This window comes from Bradyrhizobium sp. SPXBL-02, assembly GCF_051853065.1.
Classification (GTDB): domain Bacteria; phylum Pseudomonadota; class Alphaproteobacteria; order Rhizobiales; family Xanthobacteraceae; genus Bradyrhizobium.
In genome coordinates this window covers 4086924-4107052 of sequence record NZ_CP182474.1, presented here as the reverse complement: position 1 = coordinate 4107052, position 20129 = coordinate 4086924, and the positions used below count along the sequence as shown (strand labels likewise).

At 65.0% G+C, this 20129-nt stretch carries 20 protein-coding genes; 8 read left to right on the top strand and 12 right to left on the bottom strand.

The annotated features are described in order from the left end of the window. Positions 1 to 105: 105 nt before the first annotated feature. Together ACNJYD_RS19105 and ACNJYD_RS19100 are read left to right on the top strand one after the other, a co-directional pair. A complete protein-coding gene (locus ACNJYD_RS19105) occupies positions 106 to 966 on the top strand; it encodes a DUF2147 domain-containing protein (protein ID WP_439367409.1) in 861 nt (286 codons plus the stop codon). 170 nt (positions 967 to 1136) lie between these two features. After that, positions 1137 to 1493 (top strand): hypothetical protein, encoded by a 357-nt coding sequence (locus tag ACNJYD_RS19100; RefSeq protein ID WP_212257107.1) that lies wholly within the window; start codon positions 1137 to 1139, stop codon positions 1491 to 1493. A 141-nt stretch (positions 1494 to 1634) separates the two neighbouring features. Here the strand turns inward: ACNJYD_RS19100 and ACNJYD_RS19095 are convergent, their stop codons facing one another. Next, a complete protein-coding gene (locus tag ACNJYD_RS19095; protein WP_212257108.1) occupies positions 1635 to 2039 on the bottom strand; it encodes a (R)-mandelonitrile lyase in 405 nt (134 codons plus the stop codon). A 23-nt stretch (positions 2040 to 2062) separates the two neighbouring features. Beyond that, complete coding sequence (locus ACNJYD_RS19090; protein WP_028136365.1) at positions 2063 to 2761, bottom strand: ribonuclease activity regulator RraA; 699 nt, start codon at positions 2759 to 2761, stop codon at positions 2063 to 2065. Between the two features lie 258 nt (positions 2762 to 3019). Here ACNJYD_RS19090 and pxpB point away from each other — a divergent pair, with 258 nt between their 5' ends. The 3 genes from pxpB to ACNJYD_RS19075 are packed head-to-tail and all read left to right on the top strand — an operon-like array spanning position 3020 to position 5588. After that, positions 3020 to 3751, top strand: a complete 732-nt coding sequence (gene pxpB / locus ACNJYD_RS19085) for a 5-oxoprolinase subunit PxpB (RefSeq protein ID WP_439367408.1) — start codon at positions 3020 to 3022, stop codon at positions 3749 to 3751. Further along, positions 3748 to 4785 carry a biotin-dependent carboxyltransferase family protein gene (locus ACNJYD_RS19080; protein ID WP_212257110.1) on the top strand — a complete coding sequence of 346 codons (1038 nt, stop codon included), beginning with the start codon at positions 3748 to 3750 and terminating at the stop codon, positions 4783 to 4785. Before pxpB ends, ACNJYD_RS19080 begins: the two co-directional genes overlap by 4 nt. 32 nt (positions 4786 to 4817) lie before the next feature. Further along, positions 4818 to 5588, top strand: a complete 771-nt coding sequence (locus ACNJYD_RS19075; protein WP_212257111.1) for a LamB/YcsF family protein — start codon at positions 4818 to 4820, stop codon at positions 5586 to 5588. Positions 5589 to 5696: 108 nt separating this feature from the next. On the opposite strand, the gene ACNJYD_RS19070 is transcribed toward ACNJYD_RS19075, so the two are convergent. From ACNJYD_RS19070 to ACNJYD_RS19040, 7 genes are all read right to left on the bottom strand, one after another. Continuing rightward, a complete protein-coding gene (locus ACNJYD_RS19070; protein WP_036028094.1) occupies positions 5697 to 5849 on the bottom strand; it encodes a hypothetical protein in 153 nt (50 codons plus the stop codon). A 144-nt stretch (positions 5850 to 5993) separates the two neighbouring features. Then, complete coding sequence (locus tag ACNJYD_RS19065; protein ID WP_439367407.1) at positions 5994 to 7220, bottom strand: IS110 family transposase; 1227 nt, start codon at positions 7218 to 7220, stop codon at positions 5994 to 5996. Positions 7221 to 7558: 338 nt separating this feature from the next. Further along, entirely contained in the window at positions 7559 to 9163 is a 1605-nt protein-coding gene (locus tag ACNJYD_RS19060; protein WP_172783777.1) for a sulfite reductase subunit alpha, read from the bottom strand. Then, positions 9160 to 10941 (bottom strand): NirA family protein, encoded by a 1782-nt coding sequence (locus tag ACNJYD_RS19055; RefSeq protein ID WP_439367406.1) that lies wholly within the window; start codon positions 10939 to 10941, stop codon positions 9160 to 9162. Before ACNJYD_RS19055 ends, ACNJYD_RS19060 begins: the two co-directional genes overlap by 4 nt. 333 nt (positions 10942 to 11274) lie before the next feature. Further along, positions 11275 to 12438 (bottom strand): CmpA/NrtA family ABC transporter substrate-binding protein, encoded by a 1164-nt coding sequence (locus tag ACNJYD_RS19050; RefSeq protein ID WP_212257113.1) that lies wholly within the window; start codon positions 12436 to 12438, stop codon positions 11275 to 11277. Beyond that, positions 12435 to 13025 (bottom strand): ANTAR domain-containing response regulator, encoded by a 591-nt coding sequence (locus ACNJYD_RS19045; RefSeq protein WP_036012463.1) that lies wholly within the window; start codon positions 13023 to 13025, stop codon positions 12435 to 12437. Before ACNJYD_RS19045 ends, ACNJYD_RS19050 begins: the two co-directional genes overlap by 4 nt. 232 nt (positions 13026 to 13257) lie before the next feature. Next, complete coding sequence (locus tag ACNJYD_RS19040; protein ID WP_439367494.1) at positions 13258 to 13821, bottom strand: hypothetical protein; 564 nt, start codon at positions 13819 to 13821, stop codon at positions 13258 to 13260. 284 nt (positions 13822 to 14105) lie between these two features. Here ACNJYD_RS19040 and rimO point away from each other — a divergent pair, with 284 nt between their 5' ends. After that, the gene (gene rimO, locus ACNJYD_RS19035) at positions 14106 to 15425 is read left to right on the top strand and encodes a 30S ribosomal protein S12 methylthiotransferase RimO (protein WP_439367405.1); all 1320 of its coding nucleotides are present in this window, start codon (positions 14106 to 14108) and stop codon (positions 15423 to 15425) included. Positions 15426 to 15523: 98 nt separating this feature from the next. Here rimO and ACNJYD_RS19030 read toward each other — a convergent pair whose 3' ends face one another. The 3 genes from ACNJYD_RS19030 to ACNJYD_RS19020 form a co-directional block, all read right to left on the bottom strand. After that, complete coding sequence (locus tag ACNJYD_RS19030) at positions 15524 to 15919, bottom strand: carboxymuconolactone decarboxylase family protein (protein ID WP_212257115.1); 396 nt, start codon at positions 15917 to 15919, stop codon at positions 15524 to 15526. Then, positions 15852 to 16283 (bottom strand): MerR family transcriptional regulator, encoded by a 432-nt coding sequence (locus ACNJYD_RS19025; RefSeq protein ID WP_439367404.1) that lies wholly within the window; start codon positions 16281 to 16283, stop codon positions 15852 to 15854. Before ACNJYD_RS19025 ends, ACNJYD_RS19030 begins: the two co-directional genes overlap by 68 nt. A 170-nt stretch (positions 16284 to 16453) precedes the next feature. Then, positions 16454 to 17401: a hypothetical protein gene (locus tag ACNJYD_RS19020; protein WP_260379205.1), complete on the bottom strand. Its 948-nt coding sequence runs from the start codon at positions 17399 to 17401 to the stop codon at positions 16454 to 16456. A 123-nt stretch (positions 17402 to 17524) separates the two neighbouring features. On the opposite strand from ACNJYD_RS19020, the gene ACNJYD_RS19015 reads away from it, so the two are divergent. Together ACNJYD_RS19015 and ACNJYD_RS19010 are read left to right on the top strand one after the other, a co-directional pair. After that, a complete protein-coding gene (locus ACNJYD_RS19015; RefSeq protein ID WP_439367403.1) occupies positions 17525 to 18478 on the top strand; it encodes a tetratricopeptide repeat protein in 954 nt (317 codons plus the stop codon). 377 nt (positions 18479 to 18855) lie between these two features. Next, positions 18856 to 20046, top strand: coding sequence for an acetylornithine transaminase (locus tag ACNJYD_RS19010; RefSeq protein WP_439367402.1), 1191 nt, complete (start codon positions 18856 to 18858; stop codon positions 20044 to 20046). The last annotated feature ends 83 nt before the right edge of the window (positions 20047 to 20129 follow it).

Below are 20129 nucleotides of genomic sequence, written 5' to 3'. Positions count from 1 at the left end.
AACCGCCGGAAGACGACTCACAGCAACGACAGTGATCTAGATCACTTTTTGCAAGCGAGCCGGCGCGTAAGCGTCGGTGCGGGACCACCTGTTCAGGAGACGGAAATGAGGAAGCTGTTGGCCACGGCCGCATTCCTTTTGGCGAGCACCGCCGCGCAGGCACAGTACACGTTCGAATATGGCGGGCACACCATCCGCATCGATCCCGATCGCGGCACGGTGCAGATCCCCGGCGTCTACGACAACACCGGCCAGAGCAAGCCCAAGAAGGCCAAGAAGAACGAGACGGCGCCGCAGCAGGCCACGGTCGACCCGCAAGCGCCGGCTGCTCCGGCACCAGCTCCCGCTCCTGCTGCGCCGCCCGCAGCCGTACAGGCGCCCGCTTCTGCCGCCGTCGCACCGCCTCCTGCCCCGCCGGCTCCCCCGCCGGCCACGACCGCCGCCACCACGCCGGCCCAAACCGCCGTTGCGCCGCCGCCTGTCCCGCCTCCGGCCCCTGCTCCGGCCGAGCAGCAGGCCGCGCCCGCCGTGGCCCCGCCGCCCGCCCCGACCGTGGCTGCCGCTCCGCCGGCGCCGCCTCCGCCGCCCGCCGCGGCGCCTGCCCCCGCTCCCGTTCAGGCTGCCGTCGCGCCCCCTGCTCCGGCGGCTGCGCCGACGCGCGACCTCAATTCGCCGGTCGGCATGTGGCTTACCGAGGAGAAGGAAGGCAAGGTCCGCATCGAGCAATGCGGCACCAACCTCTGCGGCTATTCGGTCGACAGCAAGTCGAACCAGAACGGCGAGCAGGTGCTGATCAACATGAAGCCCGGCAAGGACCAGAAATGGTCCGGCCGCATCCTCGATCCCAACTCGGGCTCGACCTACGATTCGACGATTGCCATGAAGGGCACCGACCGGCTACGCGTTCAGGGCTGCGCCTTCGGCGGCATGTTCTGCGGCGGCCAGACCTGGACGCGGGTGAACTGAGTTCGGCTCCGGCGCGCTGACCAAAAAAGGGGCCCGCGATCCGGGCCCCTTTGCTTTGTCCGCGGCGACGTGCGCTATCTCACAGAGCCTGCTGCTCGCGTGACAGCCCTCACATCGCCGGTTCCTCGTCGATGTCACGATCCCCGCATCATCAATCGCAGGGGCGTGTCATGACGGGATTTCGCAAGGGCCTTCTCGCTACCATTGTCGCCATCGTCTTCCCGCTCACACAGGCAGGCGCTGCGACGAGCAGCTTCGACGGCGCATGGAATGTCCGCATTGTCTCATCGAGCCAGGCTTGCGGCAACGGCGCGACGGTCGCGATCGGGATCAACAACGGTCAGATCGCATCGAGCAATGGCGCAGTGACAGCGTCGGGCCGCGTTGCCGCGGCCGGCAGCATCAACGTCACCTTGAGCACCGGCATCAAGCGTGCCGTCGGCTTCGGCCGGCTCAGCGGCGCGTCCGGCTCGGGCACCTGGCGCGGCGCGATGTGCACGGGCACCTGGACGGCGGAGCGCATGTAGGTGCCGTGTCCCGGACGCGGTGCAGCGTGTAACGCTGCGCCGCTGAGCCGGGACCCAGCATCTCAGTCGCTGGAAGACTCTGGGTCCCGGCTCGGCGACGCATCACCTTGCGCGATGCGTCTTGTCCGGGACACGAGAGCGTCAGCCGATAGCCGCGCCGTACTCCGCGTCCGTGACCGGCTCCAGCCAGGTCGAATAGACGCCGTCGAGCGCTTCCTGCATGGCAATGTGGCACATGCCGTTGGTCGGCGAGGCACCGTGCCAGTGCACTTCACCCGGCGGAATCCAGACGGTGTCGCCGGGACGGATTTCCTGGACCGGGCCGCCCTTGGTCTGAACGCGGCCGACGCCCGAGATGACGTAGAGCGTCTGCCCGAGCGGATGGTGGTGCCAGTTGGTGCGTGCGCCCGGCTCGAATGCGACGCGCGAGACGTTCAGCCGCGCAGGCGCCGGGGCCATGTTGATGGGGTCCTGCCACACGGTGCCGGTGAAGTTTTCCTTGGGCGCGCGGCGGGTCGGCCGCGTGCCGGCGAGCGTGATGTCCATGAGGGTCCTCGTTTCCTTGTCCGTTACTTCTTGCTGGCGGCGTAGCGCGCCTTGGTTTCGGCGTTCATGGGATAGAGGCCGGGCAGCACCGCGCCGTTGTTCACCTCATTCACGATCCAGGCTTCCATCCGCTCCTGCTCGACGCCCTCATTGAGGACGTGTTCGAGCATCGCCTGCGGGATCAGCACGCAGCCGTCCTGGTCGGCGACCACGATGTCGTTCGGGAAAACGGCAACGCCGCCGCAGCCGATCGGCTCGCCCCAGCCGACGAAGGTCAGGCCCGCAACCGAAGGTGGCGCTGCATAGCCGTCGCACCACACCGGCAAATTGGTGCCGAGTACGCCCTCGACGTCGCGCACCACGCCGTCGGTGACGAGCGCGGTGACGCCGCGCTTGACCATGCGGGCGCAGAGAATGTCGCCGAAGATGCCGGCGTCGGTGATGCCCATGGCATCGACCACGGCGATGCAGCCTTCCGGCATCGCCTCGATCGCGGTGCGGGTCGAGATCGGCGACGACCAGGATTCCGGCGTCGCCAGATCCTCGCGCGCCGGCACGAAGCGCAGCGTGAAGGCCGGTCCCACCAGCCGCGGCAAACCGGGGCGCAGCGGACGCGCGCCGCGCATCCACACATTGCGCAGGCCCTTCTTCAGCAGGACCGTGGTGATGGTGGCGGTGGTGATGCCGGCGAGGGTCTTGCGGGCTTCGGGGGACAGCGACATGGACGAGAACGAGCTCCGAGGTGCGGGAAAGAACGCGCGCATCTTGCGAGCCGCGAGCTTTGCGTCAAGGGCCAAGAGGCTGGCAATTACGCAAGGCGCGCCGAGCTGTTATGCGACGCGATAACAAGGGTTTATCGCGCGCCCTTGGATTAATTTATTGGACTTGCGGGCACATTTACGCGAAGCAGGGACAAGCGGAACTCAAGGTCGAGCCCGCGTTCCTGAGAAGCCCGATACCGACAGCGCACTGACAGCTCAATGGCCGCGACGCTTCCCCCGCCCCGCCTTCTGCCCAGTGGCGACAGTGCCGTCACGGTCGAGTTCAGCCGCACCATCGACGACGATGCCAACCAGCGCGTCCTGGCGCTCGACAAGGCCCTGCTAGCTGCGCCCATCGACGGCATCACCGAGACCGTGCCGACTTACCGCTCGCTGCTGGTCCACTACGATCCCGGCAAGATCGGCTTCGATGCGCTTGGCGAAAAGATCCTCCCCATCGCCACCCGGCCGCTGCCGCCGGTCACCAAAGCGCGCCGCTGGCGCGTGCCCGTCGCCTATGGCGGCGAGCACGGCATCGACCTCGAGGACGTCGCCAAGACGCTGGGCACCACGCCGGATGACATCGTCATCAGGCATTCGGGCGGCGATTACAAGGTTGCCATGATCGGCTTCACGCCGGGCTGGTCCTATCTCAGCGGCCTCGACAAATTCCTGCACATGTCGCGGCGGCAGTCGCCGCGGCTGCTGACGCCGGCCGGCACGATCTCGATCGGCGGCATCCAGGCCGGCATCCAGTGCCTCGCCGCCCCGAGCGGCTGGCACCTGCTCGGCCGCACCCCGGTCCGAACCTATCAGCTCCACCGCGATCCGACCTTCCTCACCGAGCCCGGTGACCGCGTCACGTTCTACGCCATCGACCACAAGACGTTCGAGGACATGGACCGCGCCGCGGAAGCCGGCGAGATCGTCGCCGAGCAGGTGGACGCATGAGCCGGCTCGTCGTTGCCAGCATCGGCCCTGCCAGCTCGGTCCAGGACGGCGGTCGCCACGGCGCGCAGCGCTATGGCTTGACGGTGAGCGGGGCGATGGACCGGTTGTCGCTTGCGGCGGCGAACACGCTGGTCGGCAACGAGCCGTTCGCGGCCGCCATCGAGATCGGCCCGTTCGGCGCCTCCTTCACCGCCCGCGACGGCGCCGTGCGCGTGGCGATATCGGGCGCGCCGCGCAATGCGGACGTCGCCGGCAGCCCGGTCGCGATGGACACCTCGGTGACACTGAAGGACGGCCAGACGCTGACGCTCGGCTTCGCCCGCGGCGGCGCCTTCACCTATCTGGCGATCGAAGGCGCCATCAGAGGCGAGAAGGTGTTCGGCAGTCTCGCGGTGAACGCCCGCGCCGGCCTCGGCAGCCCCTACCCGCGCCCACTCCAGGCCGGTGACGAGTTCACTGTCGATGCCGCGAGCGGTGCACCGGAGCTGCGCATCGAGCTGCCGCAGCCGGCGGCAGGTCCGATCCGCGTGCTGCTGGGTCCTCAGGACGACGAGTTCGACGACGCCAACAAGGCGCTGTTCTTAAGTAGCGAGTGGAAGATCTCGGCGACCTCAGACCGCATGGGCTACCGGCTCGAGGGCCCCGCGATCAAGCATCTGCACGGCCACAACATCGTCTCCGACGGCACGGTGAACGGCAGCATCCAGGTGCCCGGCAACGGCGCGCCGATCGCGCTGATGATGGATCGCGGCACCTCCGGCGGCTATCCGAAGATCGCCACCGTGATCACGGCCGACATCGGCCGCCTCGCCCAGACCTCGGCAGGAACCGCGTTCCGCTTCAAGGCGGTCAGCATGGCCGAAGCGCAGGACGAAGCGCGCAAGTTCGCGCAAGCGATCCGCAGCCTGCCCGATCGCCTGCGCTCTTCCGACACCGTTGCGCTCAACATTGAGGCGCTCAGCGATGCTAACGTGGCCGGCTATGCGGTCAGCGCGGTCGATGCCGGGACGTGGCAGGTCACGGCGGAGCCGTAAGCGACAACAAGAGCAGAGGCGGAGAGCAACCCATGAAAACAGTCGATCTGAATTGCGACCTCGGCGAAGGGTTTGGCGCCTGGGAGATGGGCAACGACGCCGCCATGATCGAGCTCGCAAGCTCGGTCAACGTTGCCTGCGGCTTCCATGCCGGCGACCCCGACATCATGCGCCGGACGGTGGAACTGGCGAAGGCGCGCGGCGTCTCGGTCGGCGCGCATCCCGGCTATCGCGACCTGCACGGCTTCGGCCGGCATCCGATCGCAGGGCTCAAGGCCGCCGAGATCGAGAACCTCGTCGCCTACCAGATCGGCGCGCTGCAGGCGATCGCGACCGTGGCCGGCCACAAGGTCACCCACGTGAAGGCGCACGGCGCGCTCTCCAACGTCGCCTGCGAGGACGACATGACGGCGAAGGCGATCGCCGCCGGCATCAAGGCGGTGGATCCCAGCCTGATCTTCGTCGTGCTCGCCAATTCGAAGCTGGTGAAGGCCGGCGAAGAGGCCAACCTGCCGATGGTGCACGAGGTGTTCGCCGATCGCGCCTATGAGGACGACGGCAACCTGGTCTCGCGCAAGAAGCCCGGCGCGGTGCTGCACGACGCCAAGGCGATCGCCGACCGCGTGGTGCGCATGGTGCAGGACGGCGCGGTGGTGTCGGTGTCCGGCAAGGTCATCAAGATGCGCACGGACACGGTCTGCATCCACGGCGATACGCCCGGCGCGGTCGAGATCGCGCGCGGTGTGCGTCAGGCGTTGAAGGCTGCGGGGATTGAGGTGGCGCCGTTCAAGCGCGGGGCGTGAGCGGGCTCGGTGTTGTAGGGTGGATTAGCGAAGCGTAATCCACCTCTTCTGCTGCAGCCATACAAGTGGTGGGTTACGCCTTCGGCTAACCCACCCTACGCAGACACGTTAAAACGGATGCACCGAGAGCGTCCCGAACACGATCGCCGCGATCACTGCAAACGCGCTGTACATCGCAACGTGGTGCATGCTCGCCCCGGTCCGGCGCGAGAGCGAGCGCGCGTAGAAGTGCAGCCTGGCTTCCGCCGATAGTTCGCGCATGGTCGATCTCCAACGCCCCATTTGCGGGAGTATGAAGGATCAACCAGGGCGGGAGGCAAGATGGCGGCGGAAATAGCGATGCGCCTTCTCTGATGGCGCCACATCGCAGATGCAAATTCTCTTTGGGTGCTGGTTCCGAGAATCCTATTCGTTCAAATCCGAGCCAGTTGGAACCGGCTCGGATGACGCCGGGATGACAGCTCTCGTAGCAACCATTGAAGCGGCGCCCGATTGCCTTGAGCATGACGCCGCGCTTGCGACCGTCAAGGCGTGGCCTGGCGGCAGCGGATGTGAGGCGAGATTTGAGCGACGGCCAGCCTTGACGGCCGCCGCGCGCGGCGTCGTTGTGGCGGCAGGTCGGGACGAAGAAACGGTCGCCTGATCGAACAAAGAAACGCGGTCAGACGGCGGGCAGCTAGGCGCGTGAGGCACCTCGGCCACCCAGGGAGTTCCGCGGGCGACGACGGCGTTGATGGTGACGAGCAGCTTTCTGGCGCAGGCGATGCGCGCGCATTTGTGGCGTTTGCCGGCTGCGATCAGGCGGGCGTACAGAGCCTTGAGCTGCGGATTCCAGCGGAAGGATGCCGCGAGAGCCGCGTTGTAGAGCGCCCGGCGCAGGCGTTCGCGGCCACCCTCGATGTGACGGGCGCCGGTGTGATTGCCGCTGTCGTCGTCATAAGGCGCCAGCCCGCCGAGAGCTGCAGCGGGCCCGCGCGTGATGTTGCCGACCTCGGGCATCCTGACCAGGACGGCAACGGCGGTCGGCAGGCCGCAGCCGGCGACGCTATAGATCAGATCGAGCCGTGCGGCCAGATCAGGGTGCTGGCGGATCGCCGCCAGCAGCGCTTTGAGTTCGGCTCGTTTGGACTTGGCCAGGAGCGCGATCTGCGCCTTCCAAATCCCTTGAATCCGCGTGTCGCGGCAACTCTCGAGCCGGTTCTTCAGTCTTGCGATGTCCTCCGTGATCTGGTCGATCATCGTCAGATGCTCGGCAAAGGGCTGCAGGCGCGGATCCGGAGCGGGATGGATCGTCTTGACCGCAGCAGTGCACATCGCGATCAGCGCCGCGTCGATCTTGTCGTTCTTGGCCAGCAGCTGATGGAACGTGGCATAGGCACAGACCTGCTTCGGCTGAAACAGGATGACGACGAACCGCTTGCGCCGCAGCTCGGCGACCACCGCCTGCTCGTAGCCTCCACTGGCCTCGATCCCTATCCGCTTGACCTTGCGGCGCTTCAGCCACTCCACCAGCGCCTGGTGGCCTTCTACCGTGTTGTCGACCTGCCATTGCTCCGAGCTGCCGTCGACCGCCACGTCGAGCTTAGCTTTGCCGGTATCGATCCCGGCACAGATCGTGATACGCTTGGCCATCTTCCTCGACCCTCCCTTGTGAATGCGAACCTGAAGTTCGTTCAACCATGCGGGTCCCGATGAAGTGCCGACCGCGATCTTGCTACGAAACGCAGCCCTTCAAGGCTTCGGTGGGCATCGATCCGATCGATCGGCGGCCCAGCTCGGGCGGCCACCCGGGCTGGGCCATCCCTCACGGAACGGGGCCATCCTAACCCGGCGCGCTAATACAAGGGTGGGCAAAGCGAAGCGTGCCCACCATGGGACTGTGGGCACGGCGCGCGTAGGGCGCGCCTTTGCCCACCCTACAGAACCGAGCAAAATCGAAACGAATTTCCTCGTCCTGATCGAGCTGAAGCTCAGTACACGTCAGCCTGGAAGCGGCCGGTCTTCTTGAGCTCGGCGACGAAGCTGACGGCCTCATCGGTCGACCGGGCCCCGAACTGCGCGACGATGTCGACCAGCGCGCGCTCGACGTCCTTGGCCATGCGCTTGGCATCGCCGCAGATATAGAGATGTGCGCCTTCGGCGAGCCAGGTCCACAATTCGCGGCCGACTTCGCGCATGCGGTCCTGCACGTAGAACTTCTTCTCGCCGTCGCGCGACCAGGCCAGCGACAGTCGCGTCAGCAGACCCGAGGTCTTCATGGCGTTGAGCTCGTCCTGGTAGAAGAAGTCGCAATCGCTGCGCTGATGGCCGAAGAACAGCCAGTTCTTGCCGGGCGCGCCGGTCGCCTTGCGGTCGAACAGGAAGGCGCGGAACGGCGCGATGCCGGTGCCGGGACCGACCATGATGATCGGCGTCTTCGGATCCTGCGGCAGGCCGAAATTGTGCGCCTTCTGCACATAGACCTTGAGCTTCTCGCCCTCGTTGATCCGCTCGCCGAGGAAGGTCGAGGCGACGCCGAGCCGCTTGCGCTTGCCGATGACGTAGCGCACCGAGTCCACCGTGAGTGACAGCTTTCCCGGCGTCGCATTGTGCGAGGACGAGATCGAGTAGAGCCGCGGCTGCAGCGGCTCCAGCGCCTCGACGAAGGCCTCGGGATGCGGCCGCGTGCCGGAAAACTTCTGCAGCGCCGCCATCACGTCGAGGGTCGCGGAATCGCCATCGGGATCCTCGCCTTGCGCCAGCGCCCGCGCCTTCTCGCGGGCCGCGCCGCCGGTGATGAAGGAGATCAGCTCGAACAGCGTGTCGGGCGCCGGCGACAGCGAGACGTCGTCGATCAGCACCTCGCGCAGCGTCTTGCCATTGACTTTGGTCGTGTGGGAGGCACCGAGCAGCGCGATGACCTGGTCGACGAGGCCGACGTCGTTGCGCGGGAAGACGCCGAAGCTGTCACCAACGACATAGTCGAGCTTGCTCTCGGAGAGATCGAACTCGATGTGATAGGTTTCCTTCTCCGACTTGCCCTTGTTGAGAAGACGGCGCGACAGGAAGGTCGCCTGGATCGGATTGTCGCGCGAGCGGCCGGGCTCTGCGATCGTCACGGTCACGGCCGGCGCCGGAGCATCGGGCTTGTCGGCGGTTTTGGCGGCAGGCGCCTTGTCGAGCTCCTCGTACAGCGACTTCAGCATCCGCGCGGTTTCCTTGCCGCCGGGGACGCAGAGATTGAGCCGCGCTTCGCTGCGGCTCGCGATCGCCTCGGAATAGTCGTGGCAATTGTAGCCGCACTGGCCGCAATCCTGCTGTGCCATCGCCGCCATCATCTTGCGGCGCAGGGGACGGCCTTCCGCAAGCTTCATCCGCTCGGCGATCGGCATGGTCTGGTCGTGCCACGGCGCTTCGCCGTCGTCGCCGTCGCCGGCCGGCATGACGGCGGCGCCCTGCTCTGCTGACAGCGGCGTCGCGACATCAGGCGAGAGCAGTCCGGCAAAGAAGCCGTTGAGCCAGGAGCGCTGCGCGTCGGAGAACGGCGCGCTGGCGGGAATGATGTCGAGTTTCGGCGGAGGCGTGATCTGGTTCATGCGGACACCTGTGCATCGGCAAGCTTGCGCAGCGTTTCGCCGTCGTGGCGGCGCGCGAAGGCGAGGAAGGCTTCATCGGGCGAGGCGCGATGGGCGAGATAGGCCTTGAGCAGCGCCTCGACCGTCTTCGGCGCGTCCTCGGCCTTGAGGTCGTGATAGACCTCCTGCCCGACATCTGCGTCAGGGCCGAACCCGCCGCCGGTGAAGAGGTGATAGCCCTCGACCGTGTCCTCCTCGTTCACGGGCACGCGTGCGCCGATCAGGCCGATGTCGCTGATGTAATGCTGCGCGCAGGAATGATGGCAGCCGGTCAAATGGATGTTGACCGGCTTGTCCATGGCGACGCGCGGTTCGCACCAGTCACCGATCTCGGCGGCATTGCGCTTGGTGTTGGACGCCGCGAAACGGCACCCGGCATTGCCGGTACACGCAATCAGGCCGGCGCGGATATGCGAGGCCTCGACCGCGAGCCCGATCTGCTTGATCGCGGCAATGGCGAGCTCGACATTCTCGTCGCGCACGCCTGATATCAAGAGGTTCTGCCAGACCGTGAGCCGGATCTCGCCGTCACCGAGATCCTGCGCGACCTTGGCGAGGCCCCGCATCTGATCGGAGGTGAGCTTGCCGAGCGTCAGCGATACGCCGATCCAGTTGAGGCCGTCCTGCTTCTGCTTGTGCACGCCGATATGGGCCATGCGGTCCGCGGCAGGGCGCGGCGCGAAAGCCTCTTCCGGCACGCGCGTGAATGGCGTCTTCAACCGCTCCTCGACCAGTTTGAGGAAGCCGTCATGGCCCATCGCGTCGAGCACGTATTTCAGCCGTGCCTTGTTGCGGTTGGTGCGGTCGCCATGCTCGATGAACACGCGCACGATGGCGTCGGCAATTGCGGTCGCCTGCTCCGGCCTGACGATGATGCCGGAATATTTCGCAAAATCCTTGTGGCCGGTGATGCCGCCGAGGCCGAGCCGAAACCAGACGCCCGGCTCGACGCCGAAGCCGTCCTTCACCTCATAGGCCGTGAAGGCGATATCGTTGGTCTCTTCCAGCACCGCAATCCTGCCGGCGCCGTCGAAGGCGACGTTGAACTTGCGCGGCAAGCCGTAGAGCGAGCGATCGTTGAGGATGTGGTAGTGCCACTCGCGGGCATAGGGCCGCGTGTCGATGATCTCCTGCGGATCGATGCCGGCGGTCGGCGTTCCCGTCACGTTGCGGATGTTGTCGGCGCCGGAGCCGCGCGAGCACAGGCCGAGCTCCTGGATGCCCTCGATCATTCTGATCGCGTGCTTCGGCGGAATCTCGCGCAGCTGGAGATTGGCGCGCGTCGTGACGTGGCTGTAGGGGCCGCAGAGCTCGTCGGCGAGATCGGCAAGGCCCGACAGCTGCCAATGCTTCATGATGCCGTTCGGGATGCGCAGGCGGCACATGTAGGAGTCCTGCGTCGGGGCAACGTAGAAGATGCCGTAATAGCGCCAGCGGAAATTGTCCGCCGGGCTCGGCGGGGTGTTGTCGAGGGCCTGCTGGCGCAGCCGCGGATAGGCATCGAAGGGATGCTCGTCGCGCTTGAACTTCTCCTGGTCGGCGAGCTTCTTGCCCGACGCGATGACCTTGTCCTGCGCCTTGAGGTGCGCGGCATCGGGACCAACAGGCTCGGCATTCGCCTTGCTGCTGCTGCCACCAAGGCCGCGGCCGACGCGGCTGATCTGCAGGCCGGTCGTGAAGCCTTCGAGATAGCGTTTCTGCTCGTCGGTAAAGTCGACTGAGAGCGTATCGATTTTCATGGTCGGTAACGAAGCTCCTGCGGCCACCTTCGGTGGCTTCGACGGATTGCGCGACCCGCGAGGAACATCAGGCTGGCTCAGGAGCCGGCTTCGTCACCCACGGTCCGATCAGCTTCGTTGCTGCGGGACTTGGCTCAGCAGGCACCTATGACAAGCTGGCCGCAGTGCAACATTCAAGTTGCGTGCCAGCTTGGCGGAAATCGAAAATCATGAATTTTCAGATGGTTATAACGAGGGACGGCAAATGCCGGCGCGGGAACTCACCCGAAATTCGAGCACTCAGCTCAAACATTAGCCAACCAACTCACATGCTCAAAACCGAAGCAATTCGAATCAGGCTTTCCAGCGTCCGACCCCGAAGGCCTCGAGATGTCCGCGGATATCGGCCGGGTCGAAAGTCGGCCCGGCGAAGGCGCCGAACGCTGCGGGAGCCTCGGCCGGCGCCTTGTTGCCGAGCGCCGCGTCGTAGAGATCGGGCCTGAACACCGCCATCGCCGTCTTGACGCCGTCGGGGGTGAGCGCCGTCTGGCCCCAGCGCACCATCTGCGCATAGAGCCAGGCGGCCTGGACCGGATCGGGCCGCCCTGCCCCTTCGCGTCCGACCAGCAGGTAGCGGCTGCTTTCGCGGAAGGTGCCATCGGGCGAGATCTTCAGGCGCCCGGTGAGAGTGCGCTGGATGACCTCGGCGTCGACGCCGATCCGTTCCGGCTGCGCCAGGATTTGCGCCGCCTCGGTCCGGTTCTCGGGATGCTCGATGAACTCGGCGGCCTTCACGGCGGCCCGCACCAACGCTGCGACCACATCCGGGTTCTTGTCGGCCCAGGTCTGGCGGACCGCCAGCACCTTCTCCGCTGCCCGGACCAGGATGTCGGAGACGAAGTGCAGGATGTGGCCGATGCCGAGATCGACCGCGACCGAGTTCCAGGGCGCGCCGACGCAGAACGCATCGACATGGCCGTTCTTGAGACTGTCGACCATATAGGGCGGCGGCAGCACCACGAGGCGCACATCCTCGTCGGGATCGACGCCCGCCGCAGCCATCCAGAACCGCAATTGATAATTGTGGGTGGAGAACGGGAAGGTCATGCCGAAGGTCAGCGGCTCCGCACCGGCCTTCCGGCGCTTGGCAACGACCTTCGCCAGCGCTTTCGCCGTCGCCATCGGATCGAAGCGATCGCCGTCGATCTCCTCCATCAGCGCGGCATGAAGCGCAGGCGACACCGTGATGGCGTTGCCGTTGATGCCGAGATTGAAGGGTGCGGCGATCGGCACCTTGACGTGACCGAGCCCGAGCGAGGACGCGATCGCGACCGGCGCCAGCAGATGCGCCGCATCGAACAGGCCGATATTGAGCTTGTCGCGGACGTTCGACCAGGAGACCTCGCGCACCAGCTCGACATCGAGCCCTTCAGTGGCGGCAAAGCCCTTGTCGACGGCGACGATCAGCGCGGCAGCATCGACCAGCGGAATGAACCCGATGCGGAGGGTAGCAGTCATTTCAGCATCTCCGACGCGGTGATGATCGACTGCGCGATCTCGCCGATTTTCTTCTTCTCGCGCATCGCGGTGGAACGCAGCAGCACATAGGCCTCGTCCTCGGTCAGGCCCTTCACCTTCATCAGGATGCCCTTGGCGCGTTCAATGATCTTGCGGTCCTCGAGTTGCGATTTGGTGCGCTCCAGCTCCTCCTGGAGCTTGGCGAAGGCGTTGAAGCGGGATACGCAGAGGTCGAGGATCGGCTTGATGCGCTCCTTCTTCAGCCCGTCGACGATATAGGCCGACACCCCCGCCTCGACCGAGGCCTGGATCGAGGCTGAATCGCTCTGGTCGACGAACATCGCGACCGGCCGCTTCACCGCGCGGCTGACCTGGAACATCGCCTCCAGCACGTCGCGGCTGGGGTTTTCGAGATCGATCACGATGATGTCGGGGTCCGCCGCATAAATACGGGCCAAGAGGCTCTGCATCTCGCTGATATGGACGACCTGGGTGAATCCGGCTTCGCGCAACCCCTCCTCCAGGATCGCGGCCCGGATCGGGCTTTCGTCGACGATCACGATTTTGGGCGACTGTTCGGCGCTCATGGCTCACTCACGGCAGGTGATTCATCCATAGCACGCCCGCGAACCATGCAAAGGGTTGTAATTATGGGCAATTGGAACTAGCACAGGCCGGTCCATCAGGCAGATCAGATAGGATCAGACGGCTGCGCCCAAGGTCAGCTTCGTGTCACTCGGGTGCGCGTGAGGCAACGAATGCAAACTTTCGAGGCCGCCGACTCCCGCCCGACGGCAGCTGCCATCTCCGCTTACGCTCTCACGGAATCTTCGCGCCAGCGATCATCTTTTCGATAAGTGGCACGGCGGCCAGCACCGCCGTCTCGTTGCGGCCGGAGACCGCTAGCCGCACGACGTAGGAATTGCCGTCCTGGTCGAGATCGGCGTAATGCGCGATCACTTCAACCGGCTGGTCCTTCAGGGACGGATTGTCGTAGCGGTTGATGATGACCTTGGGGTTGACCGAGGGAAGCGTGGCGATCTTGGCATTCTTGCCGGATGTCGTCGCCCAATCCTTATCGCTCGTTGCGACCCATTGAACCAATTCGGTCTGCTCCTTGTTGTAGCGGCCTTCGGCATAGATGATCACTTCGGCCTTGCCGAAAGTCTTCCCGTTGGGCACGAACATCGAGGCGCCGTACTTGAGGCTCGCGGCCTCGTCCCTCCTCCACCCATCGGGGACCTTCACGCGTGGCCTGAATTCCGGGCACAATCGTTCTTGCCGATCGCAGACATGGATGATCTTGTCGACTTCAGCTCGCGCCGGGAACATCGCACAATAGGAAACGGTAACGAATGCCATGCCGAGGATGAAAAGACGCATCGCGGTTAAGCTCCGTGAAATCAAGCAAGAAAGAGAATAACAACCAAAACGGGCACGTTCGAGCAATTCACCTCGGATCCCTCCACGCGGCTCGATCTCAATGAGCTTCCAGCCTAGGAACCCTTGGTCAGTCCATACCTTCCCTGGTGACTGGCCGATCACGCCAAATACGCGCGAGGACCTGCTTTAGCAGCGCGCCGCATACGTTAGTTATTGAATTTCGCCATCGGTTCAATTACTTGGATCGCAAATCCAGACAATTCAGATAGGCTCCAGGCGATTACATGGACAGAGCGCCGCGCATTTCATTCACGTCACTCGGCTGCCCCAAGGCCTTGGTGGATTCCGAGCGCATCATTACGCGCCTGCGCGCGGAGGGCTACGAGCTCGCCCGCAAGCATGACGGGGCGGACATCGTCATCGTCAACACCTGCGGCTTCCTCGACAGCGCCAAGCACGAATCCCTCTCGGCGATCGGCGAGGCCATGGCCGAGAACGGCAGGGTGATCGTGACAGGTTGCATGGGCGCGGAACCGCAAGCGATCGAGCAGGCCTATCCGGGGGTGCTCTCCATCACCGGCCCGCAGCAATATGAGAGCGTGCTCGATGCCGTGCACCGCGCGCTGCCGCCGGCGCACAATCCGCATCTGGACTTGGTGCCGCCGCAGGGCATCAAGCTGACGCCGCGCCACTACGCGTACCTGAAGATCTCCGAGGGCTGCAACAACCGCTGCACCTTCTGCATCATCCCGAAGCTGCGCGGCGACCTGGTCTCGCGCCCCGCCAACGACGTGCTGCGCGAGGCCGAGCGGCTGGTCGGCGCCGGCGTCAAGGAGCTGCTGGTGATCTCGCAGGACACCTCGGCCTACGGCGTCGATCTGAAATACGCCGAGAGCCCATGGAAGGACCGCCAGGTCCGCGCCAAATTTCTCGACCTCGCGCGCGAGCTCGGCGAGTTGGGAGCCTGGGTCCGGCTGCAATATGTTTATCCCTACCCGCATGTCGACGAGGTCATCGCGCTGATGAACGAGGGCAAGGTGCTGCCCTATCTCGACATCCCGTTCCAGCATGCGAGCCCCGAGGTGCTGAAGGCGATGAAGCGTCCGGCCGCGCAGGACAAGACGCTGGCGCGGATCAAGCGCTGGCGCGAGGAATGTCCCGATCTCGCCTTGCGCTCGACCTTCATCGTCGGCTTCCCCGGCGAGACCGATGCCGACTTCACCTATCTGCTGGACTGGCTCGATGAGGCCGAGATCGACCGCGTTGGCTGCTTCAAATACGAGCCGGTCGCCGGCGCCACCTCGAACGCGATCGAGAACCCGGTACCGGAAGAGGTCAAGCAGGAGCGCTACAACGCGCTGATGGCCCGGCAGCAGAAGATCTCGGCGCGCCGGCTGAAGCGCAAGGTCGGCACGCGCCAGCAGATCATCATCGACGAGGTTGGTCCGACCGTAGCGAAGGGCCGCTCCAAGGCCGATGCGCCCGAGATCGACGGTGCCGTCTATCTCTCCAGCCGCCGCCCGCTCCGTGTCGGCGAGATCGTCACCGCGAAAATCGAGCGGGCGGATCAGTACGACCTGCACGGCAGCGTCGCGGGGTTCTGACTCTTCCGTCATTGCGAGCGCAGCGAAGCAATCCAGAATCCCTCCGCGGAGACAGTCTGGATTGCTTCGCTACGCTCGCAATGACGATAGGGATGCAGTCAGGCCTCACGCGCGGAAAACACCTCCTTGGCTGCGAACAGCCCGTTCACAGCCGCCGGGAAGCCCGCATAGACGGCCATCTGCATGATGATCTCCACGATCTCGTCGCGAGACAGCCCGACGTTCAGGCCCGCCTCGATGTGCACTTTGAGCTGAGGCGCGGCATTTCCGAGCGCCGTCAGCGCGGCGATCGTTGCGATCTCCCGATCGCGCAGCCCGAGGTCCGGGCGGCTGTAAATGTCGCCGAAGGGAAACTCGATCACGTATCGTGCGAAATCCGGAGCGATGTCGGCGAGTGAGGCGACCACCTTCTCGCCGGCTCTGCCGTCAATGCGCGACAGGGCCCGCTGGCCTCGATCGAAGCGGCTTTCGGCCTGTGTTTGGGCGTGCGTCATTTTTCTTCGTCCTCTGTTCATCGCTGGCATAGCCGGCGATCTTGGTATCAAGGACGAGCAGGCATTCCCTGAGTTCGGCAAGCTGCGTGCGAACCCGTTCCCGGTGGATTTCCAGCATCTGCCGTCGGGCTGCCCCGGTGGCTTCGCCTTCATCACGAAGCGCCGCATAGCGCAACATGTCCCGGATCGGCATTCCCGTGGTCTTGAGCCGACCGATGAATGAGATCCATGTGAGGATCGATGCGTCAAAGTCACGCTGGCCCGAACGATCCCGGTCTGCGTATGGCAGCAGCCCGATGCGCTCGTAATAGCGCAACGTGTGAGCCGACAGGCCGGTTCGCTTTGCGAGATCGCCGATCTTCATGTGTGCCCGTTCTCGTACTGACGCACGTACAGATACCCCTTCGAGCGCACTCTAAGTCAAGGGGGATCGCAATCGAGATCGAAAGGTGCCATTCCTGCGAGGTCGGCATGGCACGACAGGAGAAGATTTCGGGGCGCCGGCTGGGCACAATAACACTCGGATCCCGAGCTTCAGGATTCCGTCAGCCATTTCGGCACCCAGCGCTCCGGGCGCGGAGCGCGGGCGAGATCGGCCTGAGCCTCGGACAATTTCGCAGGTTCGCCGGCGACTGTCGGGCGCGCATCGTATTCGAAGCTCGGCATGACGCGACCATCGGCGTAGAGTCCGAACCTCATCGCATACCATAACCCGAGCTCAGGCTGAGCCTTCCACATCTGTTCGCGCAGCTCGCGCAGCAGAGATTCGATCGATGTGGCTTCCTCGAACGGCTGCGCCCCCTGCTTGAGGATTCGCGCCTGGTATTGCTTGCCGACGATCGCGACCTCGAAACGCGTATTATCCCAGGCATTCTTGCCCTTGGGCAGATGGGCAGCCAGCCGCCAGCCGAGTTCGGCCATCATGCGATGGTTAGCCCAATAGTCCTCGCGGTCCCGGCTCCATTTTTCCATGAAGCCGCGGAAGTCGGGCAGCTCCGATGCATCCTCGTCCGGCGCAGCCGCCTCGCCCGTCGGCCGTTCGGCGAGCCATTGCGCCAGCTCGACGGTCTGGCACTCGACCTCGTCGTGCGGCTTGAGATCGCGCCAGGCCTTGTCGAAAGCTTGCGACGTCAGCTTGGCAAGCAGCCCGTCGAGGCTTGGCGCCAGCAATTCGTAATCGCCCTCGGATCCCAGTCCGACGATCGGCGGGTTGTCACGGTCAAGGCCGGCGCCATACCAGCCGCCGACGGCCGAGCCGTCCGGCAGCCGCATGAACAGCGAAAACCTTTCGCGCAAGGGACTGCCGTCGACGATCGGCGCGGAATCCGAGAATTGGCCCTGCAGCGAGAAGCAGCCGACGCTGCCCCAGGGACGCCCCTTGAGCCAGGCCGCAAAGTCGACCAGCAGCGGCGGCGCCTCGATGCCAGGCGGAAACGCGCCGCGGATGCTGTCGAGGTCGATCGGATAGGGCGTATCGGACAAGGCTTTGAGCTATCTGGTTGGTCCCGCCTTCTTGGTCTGGGCGGTGGTGCATTCGGTTCGAACCAAGTCGCGTCCTTCGATCACAAACACGCTAGAGGCGCAATGGTTTCGACGCAGGAAACAATGAAACACGATGAAACGTCAGGGATTTTCCTCAAGCTGTCCGCAATCGTCCTGACGATGGCCCTGCTCGCGCTGCCGGCCCCCGCCAACGCGCGATCGCCATCGCCCGCGCAGGCCCGCCAGTGGTGCTTCGCCGACGATGGCGGAGGCAGCGACGAGCGGCGCTTCGCCGGCTGCTCGGCCCTGCTCAAGGCCAATCCAGACGATGTGCATGCGCTCGCCAATCGCGGCGAAATGTTTCGGCGACGTGGCGAGGCCGAGCGCGCCGTGGCCGACTTCAGCCGCGCCATCGACCTCGATGCCAGGGATCCCGACCTCCTGTACAATCGCGGCATCGCCTTCAGCAACCACGGCGACGATGCGAGAGCACTTGCGGACTTCGATCTGTCGATCAAGTTCGACCCGAACTACGGGCCAGCCTACGGCAACCGCGCCCGCATCTATCGCGACCGCGGCGACCGCCCCCGAGCGCTGGCCGATTTCGCCAGATCGATCGATCTCAGTCCGAACAACGACCGCGACTTCTATGCGCGCGCGAACATGTATTTCGATACGCACGATTATGCGCTGGCGCTCGACGATTACGACCGCTCAATCAGAGCGAATGCGAACCGTGCGGACGTGTTCAATTCGCGCTGCTTCACCCGCGCGATCGTCGGCCGCCTGCAAGAGGCGCTGGCCGATTGCGAACAGTCGCTGAAGATGGCTCCCAACGATGCCGAGACGCTGGACAGCCGCGCCCTCGCCCATCTCAAGCTCGGCAACATCGACGCGGCGATTGCCGACTACGACGCCGCGCTGAGCATCAAGCCGGGACTCGATGGCTCGCTCTACGGCCGCGGGCTGGCGAAGCGCAAGAAGGGTGACAGTGACGGCGCCGAGCGCGACATCGCGGCCGCCAAGGCAATCAACGCCGGCATCGCCGATGTGTTCTCGCATTACGGCGTCGAGTAATCGTCACGCAGGGATGTGGCACTTTAATCCATTCACGCAGGGGTCACCGCGATTGCGGATGCGGATTGGGGCGACGACGAGGCCGAGGAAGCCGCGCACCCGACCTGAGCGATGCACGCTCGGCGAGCATCTTGCAAAAGCCTGCTTGACAAGTCCTGCCGTTCGGCTGTACGGACGCGCCCCATGATCAACGCCCGGACCAACCAGCGCACCGAAATGCTCCGCCGTCGCTCCCGCGACGACGAGAGGGTGCGCCATGTCCGAGGACGCCGCTGAACCACTGAATTCAGCCAGTTTTCGAGAAAGGCCGCACCCGCAAGGTGCGGCCTTTCTGCTTTTTGCGCCCCTTTTTCCACCCGCCTCCAGAGGAGTACGACATGACCACGCATCCGTATGACGCGCTGATGGACATCACCGCACGGCCCAAGGCCGTGTTCGTCCGCGGCGCCGGCTCCTACCTCTGGGACGACGGCCGCAAGCGCTATCTCGATTTCGTGCAGGGCTGGGCCGTGAACTGCCTCGGCCACTCCCCGCCCACGATCGCCGATGCGCTCGCCGCTCAAGCCAAGCGGCTGCTGACGCCGAGCCCGGCCTTCTACAACGAGCCGAGCCTCAAGCTTGCGCAGGCGCTGGTCGAGAACAGTGCCTTCGATCAAGTGTTCTTCGCCAATTCCGGCGCGGAAGCCAATGAGGGTGCGATCAAGCTCGCGCGCAAATATGGCAGCCTGCACAAAGGCGGCGCGTTCGAGATCATCAGCTTCGAAGGCGGCTTCCACGGAAGAACGTTGGCGACGATGTCGGCCTCGGGCAAGAAGGCGTTCGAGCCGCTGTTCGAGCCGAAAGTATCAGGCTTCAAGAAGGCGAAGCTGAACGACATCGCCTCGGTGGAAAGGCTGATCAACGCCAACACCGTCGCCGTGATGCTCGAGCCGATCCAGGGGGAATCCGGCGTATGGCCCGCGACCGATCGGTTCCTGCAGCAGCTGCGCGCGTTGACCGAGGCGCATGGCCTCTTGCTCATCTTCGACGAGATCCAGACCGGCATGGGCCGGACCGGAAAGCTCTTCCACTACGAGCATACAGGCATCGCGCCCGACATCATGACGCTCGGCAAGGGCATCGGCGGCGGCGTGCCGCTCGCGGCCCTGCTCGCGACCGAACGCGCCTCCTGCTTCGAGCACGGCGACCAGGGCGGCACGTTCAACGGCAACCCGATCATGAGCGCGGCGGGACTTGCGGTGCTCGAGGAGGTCAATAAGCCCGACTTCCTGAAGGCGGTCACCGAGACCGGCCTCCTGCTCGAAAGCGAGCTGCAGAAGGTCTCGGCCCGGCATGGGCTCGGCGGCGTCCGGGGACGCGGCCTGTTGCTCGCGCTCGATCTCAAGCTGCCGATCGCACCGGGCATCGTCGCGCAGGCGTTCGAGGCCGGCGTGCTGCTCAACGCCCCGCAAGTCGACAGCTTGCGCTTCATGCCGGCGCTGAACGTCACGAAGAGCGAGATCGCCGAGATGATCGAATGTCTCGACGCGATCTTGACCAAGGCCGGCGCGGCAAGACGGGTGGCGTAGGTGCCGCAGGGTGGGCAAAGCGAAGCGTGCCCACCATTTCTCACCGCAAAGAAAAATGGTGGGCACGGCGCTCCGCGCCTTTG

Excerpts from the sequence above, each read along its gene's own strand:
- ACNJYD_RS19105 (WP_439367409.1), top strand. The coding sequence starts at position 106 with ATGAGGAAGCTGTTGGCCACGGCCGCATTCCTTTTGGCGAGCACCGCC.
- ACNJYD_RS19100 (WP_212257107.1), top strand. The coding sequence starts at position 1,137 with ATGACGGGATTTCGCAAGGGCCTTCTCGCTACCATTGTCGCCATCGTC.
- ACNJYD_RS19095 (WP_212257108.1), bottom strand. The coding sequence starts at position 2,039 with ATGGACATCACGCTCGCCGGCACGCGGCCGACCCGCCGCGCGCCCAAG.
- ACNJYD_RS19090 (WP_028136365.1), bottom strand. The coding sequence starts at position 2,761 with ATGTCGCTGTCCCCCGAAGCCCGCAAGACCCTCGCCGGCATCACCACC.
- pxpB (WP_439367408.1), top strand. The coding sequence starts at position 3,020 with ATGGCCGCGACGCTTCCCCCGCCCCGCCTTCTGCCCAGTGGCGACAGT.
- ACNJYD_RS19080 (WP_212257110.1), top strand. The coding sequence starts at position 3,748 with ATGAGCCGGCTCGTCGTTGCCAGCATCGGCCCTGCCAGCTCGGTCCAG.
- ACNJYD_RS19075 (WP_212257111.1), top strand. The coding sequence starts at position 4,818 with ATGAAAACAGTCGATCTGAATTGCGACCTCGGCGAAGGGTTTGGCGCC.
- ACNJYD_RS19070 (WP_036028094.1), bottom strand. The coding sequence starts at position 5,849 with ATGCGCGAACTATCGGCGGAAGCCAGGCTGCACTTCTACGCGCGCTCG.
- ACNJYD_RS19065 (WP_439367407.1), bottom strand. The coding sequence starts at position 7,220 with ATGGCCAAGCGTATCACGATCTGTGCCGGGATCGATACCGGCAAAGCT.
- ACNJYD_RS19060 (WP_172783777.1), bottom strand. The coding sequence starts at position 9,163 with ATGAACCAGATCACGCCTCCGCCGAAACTCGACATCATTCCCGCCAGC.
- ACNJYD_RS19055 (WP_439367406.1), bottom strand. The coding sequence starts at position 10,941 with ATGAAAATCGATACGCTCTCAGTCGACTTTACCGACGAGCAGAAACGC.
- ACNJYD_RS19050 (WP_212257113.1), bottom strand. The coding sequence starts at position 12,438 with ATGACTGCTACCCTCCGCATCGGGTTCATTCCGCTGGTCGATGCTGCC.
- ACNJYD_RS19045 (WP_036012463.1), bottom strand. The coding sequence starts at position 13,025 with ATGAGCGCCGAACAGTCGCCCAAAATCGTGATCGTCGACGAAAGCCCG.
- ACNJYD_RS19040 (WP_439367494.1), bottom strand. The coding sequence starts at position 13,821 with ATGCGTCTTTTCATCCTCGGCATGGCATTCGTTACCGTTTCCTATTGT.
- rimO (WP_439367405.1), top strand. The coding sequence starts at position 14,106 with ATGGACAGAGCGCCGCGCATTTCATTCACGTCACTCGGCTGCCCCAAG.
- ACNJYD_RS19030 (WP_212257115.1), bottom strand. The coding sequence starts at position 15,919 with ATGACGCACGCCCAAACACAGGCCGAAAGCCGCTTCGATCGAGGCCAG.
- ACNJYD_RS19025 (WP_439367404.1), bottom strand. The coding sequence starts at position 16,283 with ATGAAGATCGGCGATCTCGCAAAGCGAACCGGCCTGTCGGCTCACACG.
- ACNJYD_RS19015 (WP_439367403.1), top strand. The coding sequence starts at position 17,525 with ATGAAACACGATGAAACGTCAGGGATTTTCCTCAAGCTGTCCGCAATC.
- ACNJYD_RS19010 (WP_439367402.1), top strand. The coding sequence starts at position 18,856 with ATGACCACGCATCCGTATGACGCGCTGATGGACATCACCGCACGGCCC.